Raw genomic sequence first — 15467 nt, forward strand, 5'->3', positions numbered from 1 at the left:
GGCAAGCACCGACGAGCTTCAGACCAGCTCATGATCGTGTTTGACCACCTACCAATCGTTCGGCGTACGAATGACCGAGGCTAGATGAGTTCGACATGAGTGTCGGAATCGCGCGGGGCCGGGTGGTGGCGGTCGACGGTTCGGCGGAGGATCTCGATGACGGGGCGGTCGTCGTCCTCGAAGTAGAAATGGTCGCCGGTCACGTCGTGGCGCTCCAGCGGTTGCGAGGTGACGTCCTGCCAACGTGTGGCGCCCTCGCCGTCCACGTGCGGGTCGTCGGCGCCGACGACGCTGACCACCGGGACGTCGAGCGGGCGTGCCGGTCGGAATGCGTAGGCAGCCACCATGCAGAAGTCGCGACGGAGCGGCTCGAGCAGCAGCGCCGCCGCCGCCGCGGAGCCACTTTCGATCTCGGGCGGTATGCCGCCGAAGAAACGGACCTCCTCTGCGAATTCACCGGGTCCGAGGGCGGCGAGCCGCTTCACGCGATCGGACGGCAGGAGCGGCGGGCCCGCGCAGCCCGAAACAGCCAGGGCCGCCGGGCCTTCGCGCAGTCGTCGCGCGGTCTCGAAGGCCACCAGGGCTCCCAGGCTGTGTCCGAAGAGGAAGTACGGCCCGGTGGCGTGCGCGGTGATCGCTTCGGCGGCGGCCTCGGCGAGTTCGGCGATGTCGTCGAGGCGGGGTTCGGCGAAGCGGTGGCCGGTGCCGGGTGCGCAGACCGCGACGACGCGGGCCAGGTCTTGGAAGCCGGGCTGCCAGTCCAGGAATCGGTCGGACCGCCCGCCCGCGTGCACGAAGGTGTAGAGGTTCGGGCCGGAGTCGGGCGCGTCGTCGGCCTCGATGAACCATCCTCTGCGTCTCGGCGTCGGCATCAGACTCTTCTCCCTGTCGTCGGCGGGGTGGGAAAGACGTGGTGCAGGCGGCATCTGAGCCGTCGACCCTTGGGTTCGCAGACGAGCGACACCGTGTGGCGGCCCGCAGCGAAGCGCTTGAAGCGCCACTGTCGGAGGAGGCGGCCTGCGGGCGGCGAAGGGTCGAGGGTCGTGGCTCGGACCCGAGCGGTGAGGCCCTCGCCGGTGGCCTTGCCGTAGGCCTCCTTCAGTGTCCACAGCGCTGTTCGAAGCGGACTGCGTGATTCATTGGGCACCAGCGCGAGGCGTACGCGTTCTTCGGCGGTGAAGGCGAAGGCGTCGACGTCCTGCCCGACCGCGTCGGCGACCTCGACGTCGATGCCGCATTCGGCGCCGTCGGCGATCGCGCACGCGACCGCGCCGTCGGTGTGGGACAGGTTGAAGCGCAGCGTCGAATCGGGGGCCGCGATCGCGGGCTTGCCGCTTCGGGAGGCCGTGAACCGCCACTGCGCGGCGACAACGCCGTCGGTAAGCGCGCTCAGTGCGCACCGCAGGAGCGCGTGCGCGGTGAGGTACTGGCTTCTGGTGTAAGGGTATGCGAAGCGTTCCAGGCGGTCTCGCTCGTCGTCGGCGAGCATGGCGCGCAGGCGGGACGCCTCCGCCCGGTGTTCCTCAACCGGGGGCACCACCCACACGTGGACCGTCACCGCAGGGCCCACAGGTGTTCCTTCGCGGTGGCGGGATCGCCGGGCCACAGGCGAAGTTCGCCGGTGTCGGGGCGGAGCATGGCCGCCGCGACCGTGCGCTCGCGGCGGATGTCGCCGTTGTCGGGCACGTTGACCGGGCGGCCCGCCAGGAGTCGGTGGTGGCCCTCGACGTCGTCCGCGTCGGGGATGCCCGCGGTGTGGACGGCCTCGAGCCGCCTCTTCGAGGAATTCTTCGCGAAGACGTGGATCTCGTCGTGTACGGCGAAGTCCGGGTGCAGGAAGTGGTTGGTGTGGACCAGTTCCGGGCCTTCGAGGAGCCGGCGCTCCGTCCCAAGTGCCTCGACGCAGGCGGCGCGGTCGGCGCCGCAGACGGTGAACGAGCGCGAACTGGCGAGCCTAAGCCCGCTGAGGATCTCCACCGCTTGGTCGACGCTGTCGGCGTTGTCGAGGACGTGCCGGATCGCAAGGTACGGCGGCACTCCGGGCTTCCACGTCCCTCCGATGACGAGGTTGAGGCCGACGGCCACCCCGGCGTCGTTGACGCCGAGGTAGCCGAGGAGGCCTCCGAAGCTGAGCACCAGCGAGCGGTGGCGCGGTCCGGAGACGGCGAGGACTGCGATCTGGTCGTCGAGGTTCCCGTTCAAGTCCACGGTCTGGGCCAGGACGGGCCGGCCCCGCGCGGACGCGTAGGTGGTGCAGTCGCCTGCGGTGATTCGGCTGTAACCGAGGAGCTCGCGGCGCAGTTGGAGCAGCCATGCCTCGTCTAGGTCGATGCCGGCGCCGGCGGCCAGGCCGTCGATCTCCTCGGCGAGGTCAGGGAGTGCCTCGGCGACGGCCTTGCTGTGGGCGGTGATCGCGAGGCGCACCGCGCGGCGGTCCAGGGGCCGGTCGGTCAGGTGGTCGAGTCGGGCGAGCGCGTCGTCGAGGAAGGCACGGAGCCGTTCCGCGATGGCACGCCCGTGCGCAAGGCCCCGCTCGCGGGGCCCTCCAGCGAGTTCGATGTGCGTCATGTCATTCACAGCGACGGGTTGACGGCCTTGCCCCGGTCGCGGAGCTGGTCCTTCACCGACGGCCATTCGTTCGCGAGCACCGAGTAGTAGACGGCGTCGCGCCTGCGGCCTCCCGGCATGTAGTTGAAGCTGCGCAGCACGCCCTCCTCGCGGGCGCCGATCTTGCGCAGACCGGCGCGGGCACGCGCGTTGAGCACGTCGGTCTTGAACTCGACGCGGACGGCGCCCATGTCCTCGAATGCGTGTTGGAGCAGCAGGTACTTGGCCCAGCGGTTGACGCCCTGGCCTTGGAAGTCGACGCCGAGCCAGGACCAGCCGATCTCGAGTCGCCGGTCGGCCTCGGCCATGTTGCCGTAGCTGGAGCTGCCGGCGGCTCGCTCGGTGGCCTTGTCGACGATGGTGAAGACGGCGCGCCGTCCGGCGGCCTGGTCGGCGACCATGGCGTCGAAGAGCGCGTCGAAGTCGGCGGCCGTGTCGACTCGGCTGACGAAGTAGTCCCAGATGCCGTCGCCGAACGCGATCTTGCGCAGCGGTTCGCGGTGGGCCTCGGTCACCGGCCTCAGTTGAACGTGGTCGTTCTCGAGGACGGCCGAGGCGGTCCGGTTCCACGCGGTGTCGGTCATCGGTGTCATCCCTTCTGGTCTGCGTGGGGTCGGAGGGCGTCGACGACGTCGCCAAGGGTGCGCATGCCGGCGAGGTCGTCTTCGGTGAAGCTCTCGAGGCCGACTTCGGCGGCCTTGCAAAGCGAGGTGAGGAACAGGACCTTGTTCAGGGAGGTGAGCCCGTAGGTTTCAACGAGGTCCTCGCCGAGGTCGAGGGAGGTCGGGTCGGGTCGGTCGCGCAGGACCTGCGCGAGCTGCTCGCGGGCCAGGGTGTCGATGTCAGCGGGCATGGATGCCTTCTTTCGGGTCGTCGATGCGGGCTCGGTACCGCTCGTGGATGCGTTTGCGGATCGGTTTGAACTGGGAGGTGAGCAGCCCGTTGTCGATGGTGAACGGCTCGTCGGCGGTGATCACTCTGGCGATGCGCTCGTCGGGTTCGGACGCGGCGTTGACCGCTTCGAGCGCCGCCGTGATCGCCTCGGCGTCGACCGGGCCGGGGGGCGGGGAGACGACGGCGACCAGCTCGGTCTGGGCGGGGCAGTACAGGACGCACTCGGCGACGGCGCCGGTGTCGCGGAAGCGGGTCTCGACGGGGCGGACGATAACCTTCTTGCCGTTGTCGAGGACTATGAGGTCGTCAGCGCGGCCGTGGATGTACAGGAAGCCGTCGTCGTCGAGGTGGCCGAGATCGCCGGTGCGGACGACGCCGCCCAGCTTGAACATCCGCTCGCTCTCTCCTGGCGGGGCGTAGGTGTAGGCGGTGTTGACCGGGTGGTCGCTGCGGACACGGACCACGCCATCGTCGCCGATGAGGATCTCCTTGCCGGGGAGGGCCTTGCCGACGCTACCTTCGCGGTGGGCGCCGGGGTGGTTCTTAGTGGCGATGCAGGTCTCGTTGAGACCGTAGCCTTCGAAGATCGGAAGCCCGGCTTCGTTGAAGAACCGCAGCATGGCCTGGTCGGCGGGGGCCGATCCGGTCCACAGGTAGCGGATGCGCGAGCCGAACAGCTCGGCGGCTGCCTTCGAGGAGTCGACGCCGTCGGCGAGGCGCCCTTCGATGTGCCGCTTCGCGGTGTCGAAGAACGCGGGCACGCCCATGACGACGGTCGGCTCCACCGCGGGCATCACGGCGAACACCGACTGGAAGGTCGTGATGGTGATGTCGTGGCCCCAGCGCAGCGCCGAGTAGAGCCAGTAGCGCTGCTGGAGCAGCGACAGCGGCAGGAAGACGAGGACGTCGTCGCCGGGGCGGTGCCCGAAGATGCCTTGGACGTCGCGCAGCGAGGAGTCGACGCTCGCGGCGGTGGCCTCGAGTCCCTTGGGGATTCCGGTGGAGCCCGAGGTGAACTTGACGGTGGTGCATTCGCCCGGTTCCCACAGGAGGTTCCCGAGTTCCGGAGGGTCCTCGTCGGCGTGCCCGGCGATCTCGGCGATCGGGCGCACGGTGGCCGGCGCGCCGCCGGGGACCGGGACGTCGGTGTAGAGCAGGTCGAGGTCGTAGCGCTCCACTAGTTCGGCGTCGGGCGTGAACTTGCCGGGCTCGAACCCGGCGGTCTGGGCCTTGAGCATCAGCGCGGCGAGGTCCAGCAGTACCCATTCGAGGCGGTTGGCGGCGAGGACGCCGATCCGGTCGCCTTCTCGGATGCCATTGCGCCCCAGGGCTCCGGCGACGGCGCGGGCGCGGTCGTGCAGTTCGGACAGCGGCATGCGGCGACGGTGCCCGAGCCCGGCGACGGTGAGGGCACCGTCGTGGTTCGGGCGTTCGGCGATGATGCGGTTGACGATCGATTCGGTCATCATTGCTCCCGTTCCTTGGCGTCTGCGATGTGGGCCGCCATGGCGCGCACGGTGTTGAGGGCGAAGATCGCGTCGAGAGGCAGGCCGATCCCGTATTCGGCGCGCACGGCGGTGAGGATGCGCGCCGCGGTCAGGGAGTCGCCGCCGAGGGCGGCGAAGTCCACCTCGGGCTCGACCTGGTCGACGTGCAGAGCGCTCGACCACAGCGCGGCGATCCTGGCCTCGACGGCCGGATCGGCGGGCCGCTGGGTCGAGGCGTCCTGGTCGTCGATCGGGACGGCGGCGAGCGAGGCCCGGTCGACCTTGCGGTTGCGGTTCAGCGGCAGCGCCTCGTGCCACGCGAGCGCGGCGGGGACCATGTAGTCGGGCAGTTCGATGCGCAGGGCCTCGCGGATCTCGGCGAGTGTCGGCCGGGCTTCCGAGGCGGGGACCAGATGTGCGACGAGCAGCGCGCCGGAGGCGGCCTTGTGGGCCACGACGGCTGCCTGTGCGACGGCGTCGAGGGCTGCCAGCCGGGTCTCGACTTCGCCGGCCTCGATGCGGTAGCCGTTGACCTTGATCTGGAAGTCGGTGCGGCCGAGTATGTCGATCGTCCCGTCGGGCCGGTAGCGTCCGAGGTCGCCGGTGCGGTAGAGCCGATCGCCGGTGGCCGGGTCGTCGAAGTAGCGCTCGGCGGTCAGTTCGGGCGAGCCCAGGTAGCCGGGGGTGACGCCCGCGCCTGCGGCGAGGATCTCGCCGGGAACCCAGGCGGGGCAGTCGTGGCCGTCCGCGTCGCGGACGTGAGCGCGATTGTTCGCATTGGGGCGGCCGTACGGGATCGGCACGTCCGCCGGGTGATCGGCCGGAATCGGATGCCAGATGTTCCAGATGGTGGTCTCGGTCGGTCCGCCGAGCGAGACGACACGCAGGTCGTGGCGGCGGCGGTAGAGCGCGGCCGGCAGATCGGGCGGGATGCGGTCGCCGCTCATCATGACCAGCCGAAGTGAGGGCGGCAGTGCCTCGTCGTGGTCGGCGAGCATGCGCACGAACGCCGGGACCGAGTTCCAGACTGTCGTGCCCGACGCTTCGGCGAGTTCCCTCCAGTGCGCGGGGTCGGCGGCCCGGTCGGCCTCCGGCATGACCAGCGCCGCCCCGGCACTGAGGGCGCCGAAGACGTCCCACACCGACAGGTCGAAGTTGAAGGCGCTGATGGCGAAGAAGCGGTCGTCGGGGCCGATTGCGAACCGTTCGGCGCAGTCGGCGACGACATTGGCCACGTTCCTGTGAGTCACCATGACGCCCTTGGGTTCTCCAGTGGTACCGGAGGTGTGGAGGACGTAGGCGAGGTCGCCGGGGTCGGCGCCGCGAAGCTCGGGAGGTTCGTCCGCTCGCGGTGCTTCGCGCAGGTCGAGCTTCGGGAGACCGGTCTCGGGGTCCGCGTTAGTGAGGACCTGGGCGACTCGGCCGTCGCGCAGCAGCCGGTCGCGGCGGGCGGAGGGGAGGTCGGCGTCGACTGGGACGTAGGCGGCTCCGGAGAGGAGCGTGGCGAGGATGCCGACGATCTGCTCCGGTCCGCGGCGCATCACCAGGCCGACGAGGTCGCCGCGGCCGACGCCCCGTCCACGGAGCCAGGTGGCGGCGCCGGCGGCGCGGGCGAGCAGTTCGCCGTAGGTGATCCGCTCGCTCGCGCTGATGATCGCCGCCGCCTCGGGGCGCTCGGCGGCGTGTTGGAGGAAGGCGTCGGTGAGCATGGCCGGCTCGAATTCGCGCGCGGTGTCGTTCGCGCGCTCGCGGGCCTCGCGCTGCGAGACCGGCAGGAGATCGAACCGCACGGCGTCCCAAGCGGTCTCGTCACAGAGCCGGTGCAGGAGCACGTCGAGTCCAGAGGTGAGGGCGTCGAGCAGGCCGGGCGGGTACAGTGCCTCGACCGCGTCGAGGCGGATGACGAGCTCGCCGTGCTGCTGGAGGACGAACACATCGAGGTGGACCTGCGGGGTCTGGGAGACGGTGTAGGCCTCGGTCCCGAATGCTTCCAGCGCCGAGCCGTCGACGCCACCGATGGCGTCCAATGTGGAATTAAAGGTGTAGGGCATGGCGGCGGATCGAGCATCCGAGCGGTGGCGCGCCAGGTCGCGCATGACGTCGATCCCGGAGTAGTGGCGGTGGTCGAGGTCGGTCCGCAGCCTCTCCTGGAGGGATCGGGCGCGTTCGACGAACGGCCTGGTCCGATCGATGTGGACGGCGAGAAGCAGAGGGTCGGAGAACTGGCCGATGGCGGTGAAGGCGCCGGGATGGATCGGTCGGCGCTGGGAGACGGTGGTGTTGAGTGTGAACTCGTTCCCGGCTCCCCACTGCGACAGCGTCTCGGCCCAGGCGGCGAGCAGCGCGGCCGAGGGTGTGAGGCCGGCGGCCTTGATGTTGCGTCGCAGCCGCGTCCAGTCGTCGGCGTCGAGCCGCACCCGCCGCTGGACGACCCTGGTGGGGCCGATGGCGGATGGGTCGGCGGCGAGCGGCAGCCGGGGCGCGGGCGGGATCTCGTCGAGGCGCGAGCGCCAGTAGTCGCGGGAGCGTTCGTGGACGGCTGTGCCGGCCAGCGCATCGAGGGCCTCCACGTGGGCGCGGAAGTCCATGCGGGGCGCCTCGCGGTCGTCGCCGGACACGTAGCGGCGGTGCCACTCGCTGAAGAGGAGGAACATGCTGATGCCGTCGACGGCCATGCCGTCGTGGTTGACGCACAGCGCCATCCGGTCGTCGGCGAGGACGCAGACCTCGGCGTCGATCAGGGGTCCGGTGGCGGGGAGCTTGAGGTGAGAGCGGCGTTCACGGACGGCGAGGCGCCGCCGGTCTTGTTCCTCGGGGTCGAGTTCGCGCAGGTCGGTGACGGTGAAGCCGGGGAGCGTTCCGGTCTCGGCCTGCCGTTCCTCGTCGAGGACTGCCAGACGCAGCGCGGAGTGGGCGCGGGCGACGTCCTCCAGGGCGCGGTGCAAACGGTCGAGGTCCCAGGTGCCTTCGATCTCGTGGTAGACCTGGTTGGCGACGTCGCCGATGTCGACCAGGTCGGAGCGTCCGAGCAGGTAGGCGCGTTGCAGGGGCGTCAGGGGAAAGGCGTCCTCGAGCGCGGTGAGATGCTCGACCAGTTCGGCCTTGGAGGCCTTGAGCCGGGCAACGAGCTCGGAGGTCATGGCCTCCTTGGGGCCCTCGAGCTTGAGGTTGGCGTCGACCACGGAGATCGCCAGGCCCGCCCGGTGGAGGTCGGCGAGGACGGCGGCTGGGGTGTCGGTCATCGTTCTTCCCGTCCGAGTGCGGCGAGCAGGTCAGGGTCGGCCAGGTCATCCAGTGTGGATGCCAGGGCGCTCAGTGGGACGTCGCCGAGGAGGGCCTCCAGCGGCACATCGGCCTTGAGCTCGTTGAGGGCGTGGTACTGGAGTGTGGTCGCGGCCAGGGAGTTCGCGCCGAGTTCGGGGAGCGACAGGTCCTCGAAGTCCGCTTCAAGGCTCAGCAGGACGGCGACCTTGGCGCGCAGCCAGGGAAGCGTGGCGGGTGGCGGTGCGGCGGTGAAGAAGCGGGTCTCGGCCAAGGTGGAACGGTTGCCGGGCGGGACGAGTTCGACCGTGTCGGGCCAGGCGTCGATCGGGGCGAGGCCGAGCGCGGCGGCCAGCCGCCGCGAGAACCGCGGCATCAGCGGCGCGGCGGCGGTCGCTAGGAGTCGGGCCGCGGCCAGTTCGAGGGCGATCGCGGTGCGGCCCTCGGACTCCCAGCGGCCGAGGCCGTGCAGCCGGGACTGCTGGCGGGAGAACCCGGCGGCGTCGTCGATGATGGCGTCTAGGACGGCCGAGGCCCGGCGCAGCGAGAACGCCTCGGCGCCGAGGGCGGCGGTGGCCTGGTCGAGATGCTGGGCGAGCCGCGCGAAGAAGGCGGTGTGCTCGGTCGTCCAGGTGCCGGCGTCCGGAATGCGTCCGTCGAAGTCGCGGCGGACGCGCTCACCGAGGCCGTTCAGCCAGCCCTCCCACCGTCCGATGAGGATGTCGGTGACGGCGCGGTCGTACTCGGCGCGGCGGAAGTCGGTCCGCTCATGCTCGGGCCTGGTGCGGCACAGGTGGTAGCGCACCGAATCGACCGTCTCGGGGGTGAGGATCTCCTTGCCCCAGATGACGTGTCGGCGGCTGGTGGAGAACTTGGAGCCTTCGAGGAGGTAGAACTCGTTGACGTGGTAGTCGATGTCGGGGTTCCACTCGGGGAAGGCGAGCCGGTACAGGACCGGATAGAGGATCGAGTGGTAGAAGCTGTTGTCGTAGCCGAAGAAGTGGACGATCTTCCAGTCTCTCGACGGCTTCTCGCGGGTCCACTGCTCCCCCACATCGCCGCCGAGGCGCTCGATGCCGTGGAGGAAGCCGTAGCTCATCTCGGGCCACACCCAGATCACCTGGGAGCCGGGGTCGTCTTCGGCCGGTCGCACGCCCCAGTCGGAGAGGTGCGAGACGGGCAGTTCGAGGGTGTCGCGGGAGAAGACCCGTTCGGCGAGTTCGCGCAGGCGGGCCGGGACGCGCCCGAGCAGGTGGTGGTCGGCGACCGCGTCGGCGAATTCGTGGAGCGGCAGGCTCCAGCGTTCGACGTCGGCGGACTGCGGGGCCGCCTCGCTCACGCGCGAGCGCGGCTCGCCGAGGTCTGCGACGAGGTTGGGTTCGCCGCATTCCTCGCAGATGTTGCCGCCGGTGGGACCTGAGCATCCGGGGCAGGTGCCGGAGACGTCGACCTCGTACAGGTACTTGCCGCTGTCGCCGTCGACCAGGGCGGGGGTCGCCTTCGGGCGGACCCGGCCGGACTCGACCAGGCGGGTGAAGAACCGCCTGAGCCCTTCGATGTAACCATCGTCGACGCTGGTGGCGTAGTACTGGTCGACGTCGATGTCCATCGCCTTCAGGGTGGCGGCGATCTCGGCGGAGTAGTGGCGGGCGGCCTCGGCGGGGGTGACGCCGTCGCGGGCGGCGGCGGCCTCGACGTAGCTCTGGAAGTCGTCGCTGCCGGTGAGGTGCCAGGCGCGGTTGCCGCAGAGTCGCTGGAAGCGCACGTAGGCGTCGGCGCCGAGATAGGGCCCCGAGAGGTGTCCGAGGTGGAGGTCGCCATTGGGGGTGGGCGGCGTGGAGAACACGAACTGGGGGCGGCCGGTGGCGTGGGGCCGGAACCGGGACGTGGCCGAGGTCTGCGCGCGGGCGGCGTCGCGCCAGTACTGGGTGAAGAAGACGAGGTCGCTCTCGCCGGTGTTGGTGATGACGTGGGATTCGAACGGCTCGAACAGGGCCACGGTGCCGGGTCGGGCCGGGTGGACGGCACCGTCGACGTGGAGTTCGCCTTCGCCGGCGACGATTACGAAGAACTCGGTCTCGTCGTGCTGGTGGCTGGTGGAGCTCACGCCTGTTGCGACGCGACCCCAGCCGGCGCCGACGCCCAGTCCATCTATTGAGGACATATCGATGCCGAAGGCCTCGGTGAGTTCGGATTCGCTGTACTGGTTCAGGATCATGACTTCCTCCGTCGTTAGCGGTTCGGGGCCTGGGAGGGTGTGGGGGCGAGTACGTCTACGGTCTCGGCGGCGATGGCGGGGGCGAGCCGGTAGCCTGAGCCGCCCGCCGCGCCGGCGAAGACCAGGCCGGGGCGCAGCTCGGCGACCACGGGTTCGCGGGCCGGGCTGTAGGCGTCGCAGAAGACACGCCCGGAGCGGCACAGCGGAGCCAGCTCCGGTGCGTAGCGCTCGAGGACGGCCCGGGCGTCCGCGAGGTCGGCTGGCGCGAGTCCGCGCTCGACGGTGTCGGGGTCGACGTCCCAGTCATCACAGGTGTAGCTGAACAAGAAATGCCCGCGGTGATGCAGCGGCAGCACGAAGGCGTCCTCGTCGTCGAGGACCTCCAGCGCGTCGTCGGGGCCGGGAACAGCGTCGATGTGGGCCGCGACGATCTTCTTGACCCGCAACCCCAGCGGCGCGACGAACTCGGCCCAGGCGGGGTGCGCGATCCAAGGGCCGGGCGCGAGCACGACGCGGCGGGCCCGGAGCCGCTCGCCGTGGCCGAGGGTCAGGCGCCAGCCGTCGTCGGCTTCGAGGACGGCGACTTCGACGCCCTCCCAGACGGCCGCGCGGGGGCGCAGTTCGGTGAGGATCGCTCGGGCGACGCCTTCGACGTCGGCGTAGTGACACCCTTGGAGGGTCCATTCGCGGGCACCGGGCACCGTGTCGGTCTCGGGTCCGAGCCGCAGGTAGGCGTCGCGGATCGACGCGGCGCGGTCGGCCGAGGCGAGGACGGTCGCGTCGGTGGGGTGCAGCGGCAGGTCGAGCTCGGCGGCGAGGCGCTGCCAGTAGCGGTGGCTGTGCTCGGTCATGGACCGGACGCGCTCGGTCGCGCCGCGCGGGAAGTGGACGCCGGCCGAGCGGCCGGTGGCGCCCCGGCCGACCAGACCGCGTTCGACGACGGCGATGTGGGCGTCGGGGAATGCGGCCGCGGCCTCGTAGGCGGTGACGGCGCCGATGATGCCGCCGCCGATGATCGCGATGTCTACACCGTCCATTGGGTGTCCTTGGAGTTCTTGGCGGACCATTCGATGAACGACATCGCCGGGTCGGCGGCGGGCCGGCCGCGCAGGCGGTCGGCGATGCGCCTCGCGCGCCAGGCGTTGAGGCTCAGGTTGACGTCGGGCAGTCCGCGCTGCCCACGCACCGCGTTCTGCATGAAGATGTTGCGGTCGGGCGGGCCGTCCCAACTTGCCGCGAAGTCCTCGTTGACGCGGAACTCGCCGTTCTCGGTCTCGATGCGGTCGAGCAGTGGCTCCAGGAACGTCTTAGGGGCCGGCAGGAACCCGGTCGCCCAGACGACGGCGTCGACTGCGAGGCACTGGGTCTGGTCGGGCTCGTCGTTGTGGCGCAGGGTCAGCTCCCACGTCCCTCCTCCGGCGCGGTCGCAGGCGGTGACGGTCCGATTGGGCAGCAGCCCGAACCGGCGCTCGTCGTGGTCGATGAACTGGAGCCGGTAGAGCTCCTGGTAGATCGCGCGGAGCGTGGACTCGGAGATGCCGTCGGAGGCGAGCAGGTGGGCCGCGACGAGCTCGGAACGCTTGTTCTCGGGCAGCCGGAAGAAGTAGTCGGAGTAGTCCGGCATGAAGAAGTCGTTGGTGAACGTCGAGTCGTCGATCGGGAAGTAATTGCGGCGCCTGGAGATCCACACGACGCGTTCGGGTCGTTCGGACTCGGGCAGCGCGAGGAGGTCGAGGAACGCCTCAGCGCCGGACTGGCCGCCGCCGACGACGGCGACGCGCTTGCCTCCCAGGCCCTTCGACTTGCTCAGGTGCTCGCTGACGTGGAACTGGGTGTCGCCCTGGTGCGGCCGGACGAAGTCGGGGACCCACGGGACGGTGCCGACGCCGACGGCTATGTTGTCGGCGGTGACCTTCCTGCGGTCGGTGGTGACGTGGAAGACCCCGTCGAAGTCGACGCGCTCGACCGACTCGCAGAAGGCGATGTTCTCGTTGCTCTGCGCCGCCCAGGCCAGGTAGTTGCGGAACTCGGTGCGTGGCGCCTCGGCGAACTGGGCGTTGAGGAAGTGGTAGGTCCGTCCGTGCTCGTGCAGGTAGGACAGGAACGAGAATCGGTTGGTCGGGTCGGACAGGCTCACCAGGTCCTTGAAGATCGACACCTGGAGGGTCGCTCCGGTGATGAGCTGGTCGTCGTGCCAGGTGAAGTCGGCCTTGCGGTCGAAGAACACGTTCGGCTGCTCGGGGTCGCCGTGCAGCAGTGCGGCGAGACTGAGGTTGGCCGGGCCGGCGCCGATGCCGGCGAGCCGGAGGTGGCGTGTCGGACCATCGGACGTCGTCCAATGCTGTGGTGCTGGTCCCACGTCGAGTCCTTCCTGTGGGGTACGGGCTTGCGCCCGTGCGGTGGTGTTGGGGTGGGTTCAGGCGTTGCCGTGCCGTTCGGGTCGGGGGATGCAGGTCCAGGCGATGGCGGCCGCCGCGAGGGACGCGGTGGCGATCGCCGGCCACACCAGTGACCCGATGTGGAGGTACAGCCAGCCGCCGACCAGAGGTCCGACGGCGATGCCGAGGCTGAACATGAAGTGGAAACTGCCGAGGTAGTGGGCCTTGAGCCGGGCGGGGCCGGCCTTCGCTGGGTGGGCGAAGAACGCCGGCCCGGAGATGATCTCGCCGAGTGACCAGATGAGGGTGCCGACGATCAGGGCGGCGGGTCCGATGGGGAGAGCGTAGAAGGCCACGCCGGCTCCGACGAGCGCGAAGCCGGCGGCGAGCACGGTCCGCGCCGCGAGGCGCTGGGTGATCTTCGTGATGGCCAGCTCGAAGGCGATGACGATCGCGCCGTTGACCGAGACGGCGAGCGTGTACCAGAACAGGGCGATGCCCCGGTCCTCCACTTGGAGCGGCAGCGTCGTCACGTACTGGACGAATACGGCCGAGTGCAGCAGCGTCGCGACCAGGTAGAGGGCGAACCTCCGATCGGCGAGGACGGCCGCGTAGCCGCCGCGCGCTTTCGTCACGGTCTGGTCTGGGTCGTCGGGGACGACCGGGAGCGCGCTCTTGGAGGGAAGCGTGGCGTAGGCCAGCGCGGCGTAGGCTGCGGCGATGGCGGCCTCGCCCCAGAACACGTAGACGAAGCTCTCGCCGCCGAGGTTGTAGAGCCCGTAGCCGACCAGCGGGGCGCCGGTGGCGCCGAGGTTGAGGCCCAGGCGGTACATCGCGAAGATCATCGTCTGTCGCTCGGATTCGATCAGGGACGACAGCAACGTCGACGAGGCCGGCCGGAACAGCTGGGTGCACGCGCTGGCCGCGGCGACGAAGGCGAGCAGCAGCAGGTAGTTCGGTGTGTAGAGCAGTGAGGCGGTCAGGACCGCGGTGGCGGCCATGCTGATCACGGTGGCGGCGCGCGGGCCGAGCCGTTCGGTGGCGGTGCCGCCGGCGAGGGCACCGACGACGGCGCCGCCGCCGTAGCAGCCGACGGCGATGACGGCCTGCTCGGAGGAGAAGCCCTCGTGGGTGAGGTAGAGGACGATGAAGATCTGGAGGAAGCCCGAGAGTCGGTTGACGGTGACGCCGGCGAGGATGACCTTGGCGGCGGCGGGGCTGTCGCGGAAGGTCTCCCAGACGCGGGGCGCCGCGGGTGCGGGGGCGGTGTCGGTCACGGATCGCTCCTAGGACACGACGATGTCGATGGCGGATCGGACACGGGCTTCGAGCTCGTCGAGCCCTTGGGTATCCGGCGCGTCGATGTAGAAGGTGACGGCGCGGTCGTCCGAGGAGCGCAGCGGCTCGAGGCGGGTGCCTTTCTCCTTGTGCACGAAGACGGCGCGGAGGCTCGGGGCGTCGTCGGGTCCTCCGGGTTCGAGGCGGGGCCACAGGTCGGTCTCGCCGATCCACGATGCGGTGACGCCGGGCCAGTCGAGCCTGACGTCCTCGAGGACGCCGAGGGGGTGTTCGAGGTAGACCTGGCGGGCGACTCGGGCGGGCCGCGGGTAGTCGGCCCGCTCGCCGAGGGCGATGCGGATGATCTGGTCTTCGAGCGGCAGACCGGTGGCGAGCTCGTAGAGCGGGAGCAGGCCGTCGCCCGGTGTGCGGGCGGCGATCTCCATCAGGCGCGGCGTGCCGGTGTCGTCGAGGCGCCATTCGGAATGGGTGATGCCGTCCGCGAATCCGAGCCGGTCGAGGACCTCGGCGTTGGCGTCGAGGAGGGCTCGGTCGGCGGGGCCGGTGCCTCCGACGGTGTGGGACAGCTCCACGAAGGCGCGGCTGTGGGTGTCGGTGGTGGTCTTGGCGGTGACCGACGCGAAGACGCGCCGCCGGTCCTGGCTGAGGGTCTCGACCGAGTACTCGGGACCGGTGATCTTCTGCTCGATGAGGACGGTCTCGTGGTCGGGGTACGCGGAGAGTTCGCGGGCGATGTCGGCGGGGCTGTCGGCGGTCACGACGCCGGAGGAGGAGTGGCGGGTGGCCGGCTTGAGCACCGCCGGGTACTCGATCGCGGCGGGGTCGAGTCGGTCCCGGTCGGAGGGCGGGACGATGAGCGAAGCGGGGCTGTGACCGTGGAGGTAACAGCGCTGGAGGTATTTGCTGCGACACACCCGGGTAGCGCGTAGGCCCGGGAACGGCAGGCCGAGGAGGTCGGCGATGATGCCGGTCGGCTCGACGAGGGTCTCGCCGACGGCGTAGACGCCTTCGACGCGGTAGCGGGCGCGCCAAGCCGTGAACGCGGCGACGACGCCGGGGTTGAAGGAGGCCTCCTTGTCGAGCGAACCGGTCACGTAGGCAACGTCGTCGATGAGCGAGGCGGGGCCGCTGTCTTGGGCTCGGACGGCCTCGGCGCGGTCACGGAAGCCTTCGGGCGTGACGACGAGGATCTTCAGTCCGCGGTCGGCGAGTTCGGTGAGGTAGCGGGGGCTGCGGCAGATCACCCAGAACGCTCCGGTGAGGATGAAGGCCCGGGGCCGGTCGTCGGTGTGGGTCATCGCTGTCCTTCCTGGTCGGTGGAGT

12 protein-coding genes are annotated in these 15467 nt (G+C 70.3%); all 12 read right to left on the reverse strand.

Annotation, left to right across the window (positions count from 1 at the left end; translation table 11 throughout):
- Window positions 1–80: 80 nt before the first annotated feature.
- Genes L0U85_RS15085 through L0U85_RS15140 form a run of 12 tightly spaced genes read right to left on the reverse strand, consistent with a single transcriptional unit; the run spans window position 81 to window position 15442 of the window.
- A complete protein-coding gene (locus L0U85_RS15085; protein WP_241378592.1) occupies window positions 81–872 on the reverse strand; it encodes an alpha/beta fold hydrolase in 792 nt (263 codons plus the stop codon).
- Window positions 872–1570: a 4'-phosphopantetheinyl transferase superfamily protein gene (locus tag L0U85_RS15090; protein ID WP_241378593.1), complete on the reverse strand. Its 699-nt coding sequence runs from the start codon at window positions 1568–1570 to the stop codon at window positions 872–874. The genes L0U85_RS15085 and L0U85_RS15090 overlap by 1 nt, the downstream gene beginning before the upstream one ends.
- Window positions 1555–2568: a C45 family peptidase gene (locus L0U85_RS15095; protein ID WP_241378594.1), complete on the reverse strand. Its 1014-nt coding sequence runs from the start codon at window positions 2566–2568 to the stop codon at window positions 1555–1557. The genes L0U85_RS15090 and L0U85_RS15095 overlap by 16 nt, the downstream gene beginning before the upstream one ends.
- Window positions 2569–2573: 5 nt before the next feature.
- A complete protein-coding gene (locus tag L0U85_RS15100) occupies window positions 2574–3191 on the reverse strand; it encodes a GNAT family protein (RefSeq protein ID WP_241378595.1) in 618 nt (205 codons plus the stop codon).
- A 5-nt stretch (window positions 3192–3196) separates the two neighbouring features.
- Window positions 3197–3460 carry a hypothetical protein gene (locus L0U85_RS15105; protein WP_241378596.1) on the reverse strand — a complete coding sequence of 88 codons (264 nt, stop codon included), beginning with the start codon at window positions 3458–3460 and terminating at the stop codon, window positions 3197–3199.
- On the reverse strand, window positions 3450–4967 hold the full coding sequence (locus L0U85_RS15110; RefSeq protein ID WP_347177453.1) for an AMP-binding protein: 1518 nt from the start codon (window positions 4965–4967) through the stop codon (window positions 3450–3452). Before L0U85_RS15110 ends, L0U85_RS15105 begins: the two co-directional genes overlap by 11 nt.
- A complete protein-coding gene (locus L0U85_RS15115; protein WP_241378598.1) occupies window positions 4967–8230 on the reverse strand; it encodes an amino acid adenylation domain-containing protein in 3264 nt (1087 codons plus the stop codon). The genes L0U85_RS15110 and L0U85_RS15115 overlap by 1 nt, the downstream gene beginning before the upstream one ends.
- Entirely contained in the window at window positions 8227–10467 is a 2241-nt protein-coding gene (locus L0U85_RS15120; protein WP_241378599.1) for a class I tRNA ligase family protein, read from the reverse strand. Before L0U85_RS15120 ends, L0U85_RS15115 begins: the two co-directional genes overlap by 4 nt.
- 14 nt (window positions 10468–10481) lie before the next feature.
- Entirely contained in the window at window positions 10482–11504 is a 1023-nt protein-coding gene (locus tag L0U85_RS15125) for an FAD-dependent oxidoreductase (protein ID WP_241378600.1), read from the reverse strand.
- On the reverse strand, window positions 11492–12826 hold the full coding sequence (locus tag L0U85_RS15130) for a SidA/IucD/PvdA family monooxygenase (protein WP_241378601.1): 1335 nt from the start codon (window positions 12824–12826) through the stop codon (window positions 11492–11494). The genes L0U85_RS15125 and L0U85_RS15130 overlap by 13 nt, the downstream gene beginning before the upstream one ends.
- A 57-nt stretch (window positions 12827–12883) precedes the next feature.
- On the reverse strand, window positions 12884–14122 hold the full coding sequence (locus L0U85_RS15135; protein WP_347177452.1) for an MFS transporter: 1239 nt from the start codon (window positions 14120–14122) through the stop codon (window positions 12884–12886).
- Window positions 14123–14131: 9 nt separating this feature from the next.
- Window positions 14132–15442 (reverse strand): ATP-grasp domain-containing protein, encoded by a 1311-nt coding sequence (locus L0U85_RS15140; RefSeq protein ID WP_347177454.1) that lies wholly within the window; start codon window positions 15440–15442, stop codon window positions 14132–14134.
- Window positions 15443–15467 lie beyond the last annotated feature (25 nt).

Source organism: Glycomyces sp. L485, from assembly GCF_022548875.1.
In the GTDB taxonomy this organism is placed as follows: domain Bacteria; phylum Actinomycetota; class Actinomycetes; order Mycobacteriales; family Micromonosporaceae; genus Glycomyces.

What these genes read in the sequence shown, in the direction of transcription:
- L0U85_RS15085 (WP_241378592.1), bottom strand. Translation starts at nt 872, where the DNA reads ATGCCGACGCCGAGACGCAGAGGATGGTTCATCGAGGCCGACGACGCG.
- L0U85_RS15095 (WP_241378594.1), bottom strand. Translation starts at nt 2,568, where the DNA reads ATGACGCACATCGAACTCGCTGGAGGGCCCCGCGAGCGGGGCCTTGCG.
- L0U85_RS15100 (WP_241378595.1), bottom strand. Translation starts at nt 3,191, where the DNA reads ATGACCGACACCGCGTGGAACCGGACCGCCTCGGCCGTCCTCGAGAAC.
- L0U85_RS15105 (WP_241378596.1), bottom strand. Translation starts at nt 3,460, where the DNA reads ATGCCCGCTGACATCGACACCCTGGCCCGCGAGCAGCTCGCGCAGGTC.
- L0U85_RS15110 (WP_347177453.1), bottom strand. Translation starts at nt 4,967, where the DNA reads ATGACCGAATCGATCGTCAACCGCATCATCGCCGAACGCCCGAACCAC.
- L0U85_RS15115 (WP_241378598.1), bottom strand. Translation starts at nt 8,230, where the DNA reads ATGACCGACACCCCAGCCGCCGTCCTCGCCGACCTCCACCGGGCGGGC.
- L0U85_RS15120 (WP_241378599.1), bottom strand. Translation starts at nt 10,467, where the DNA reads ATGATCCTGAACCAGTACAGCGAATCCGAACTCACCGAGGCCTTCGGC.
- L0U85_RS15125 (WP_241378600.1), bottom strand. Translation starts at nt 11,504, where the DNA reads ATGGACGGTGTAGACATCGCGATCATCGGCGGCGGCATCATCGGCGCC.
- L0U85_RS15140 (WP_347177454.1), bottom strand. Translation starts at nt 15,442, where the DNA reads ATGACCCACACCGACGACCGGCCCCGGGCCTTCATCCTCACCGGAGCG.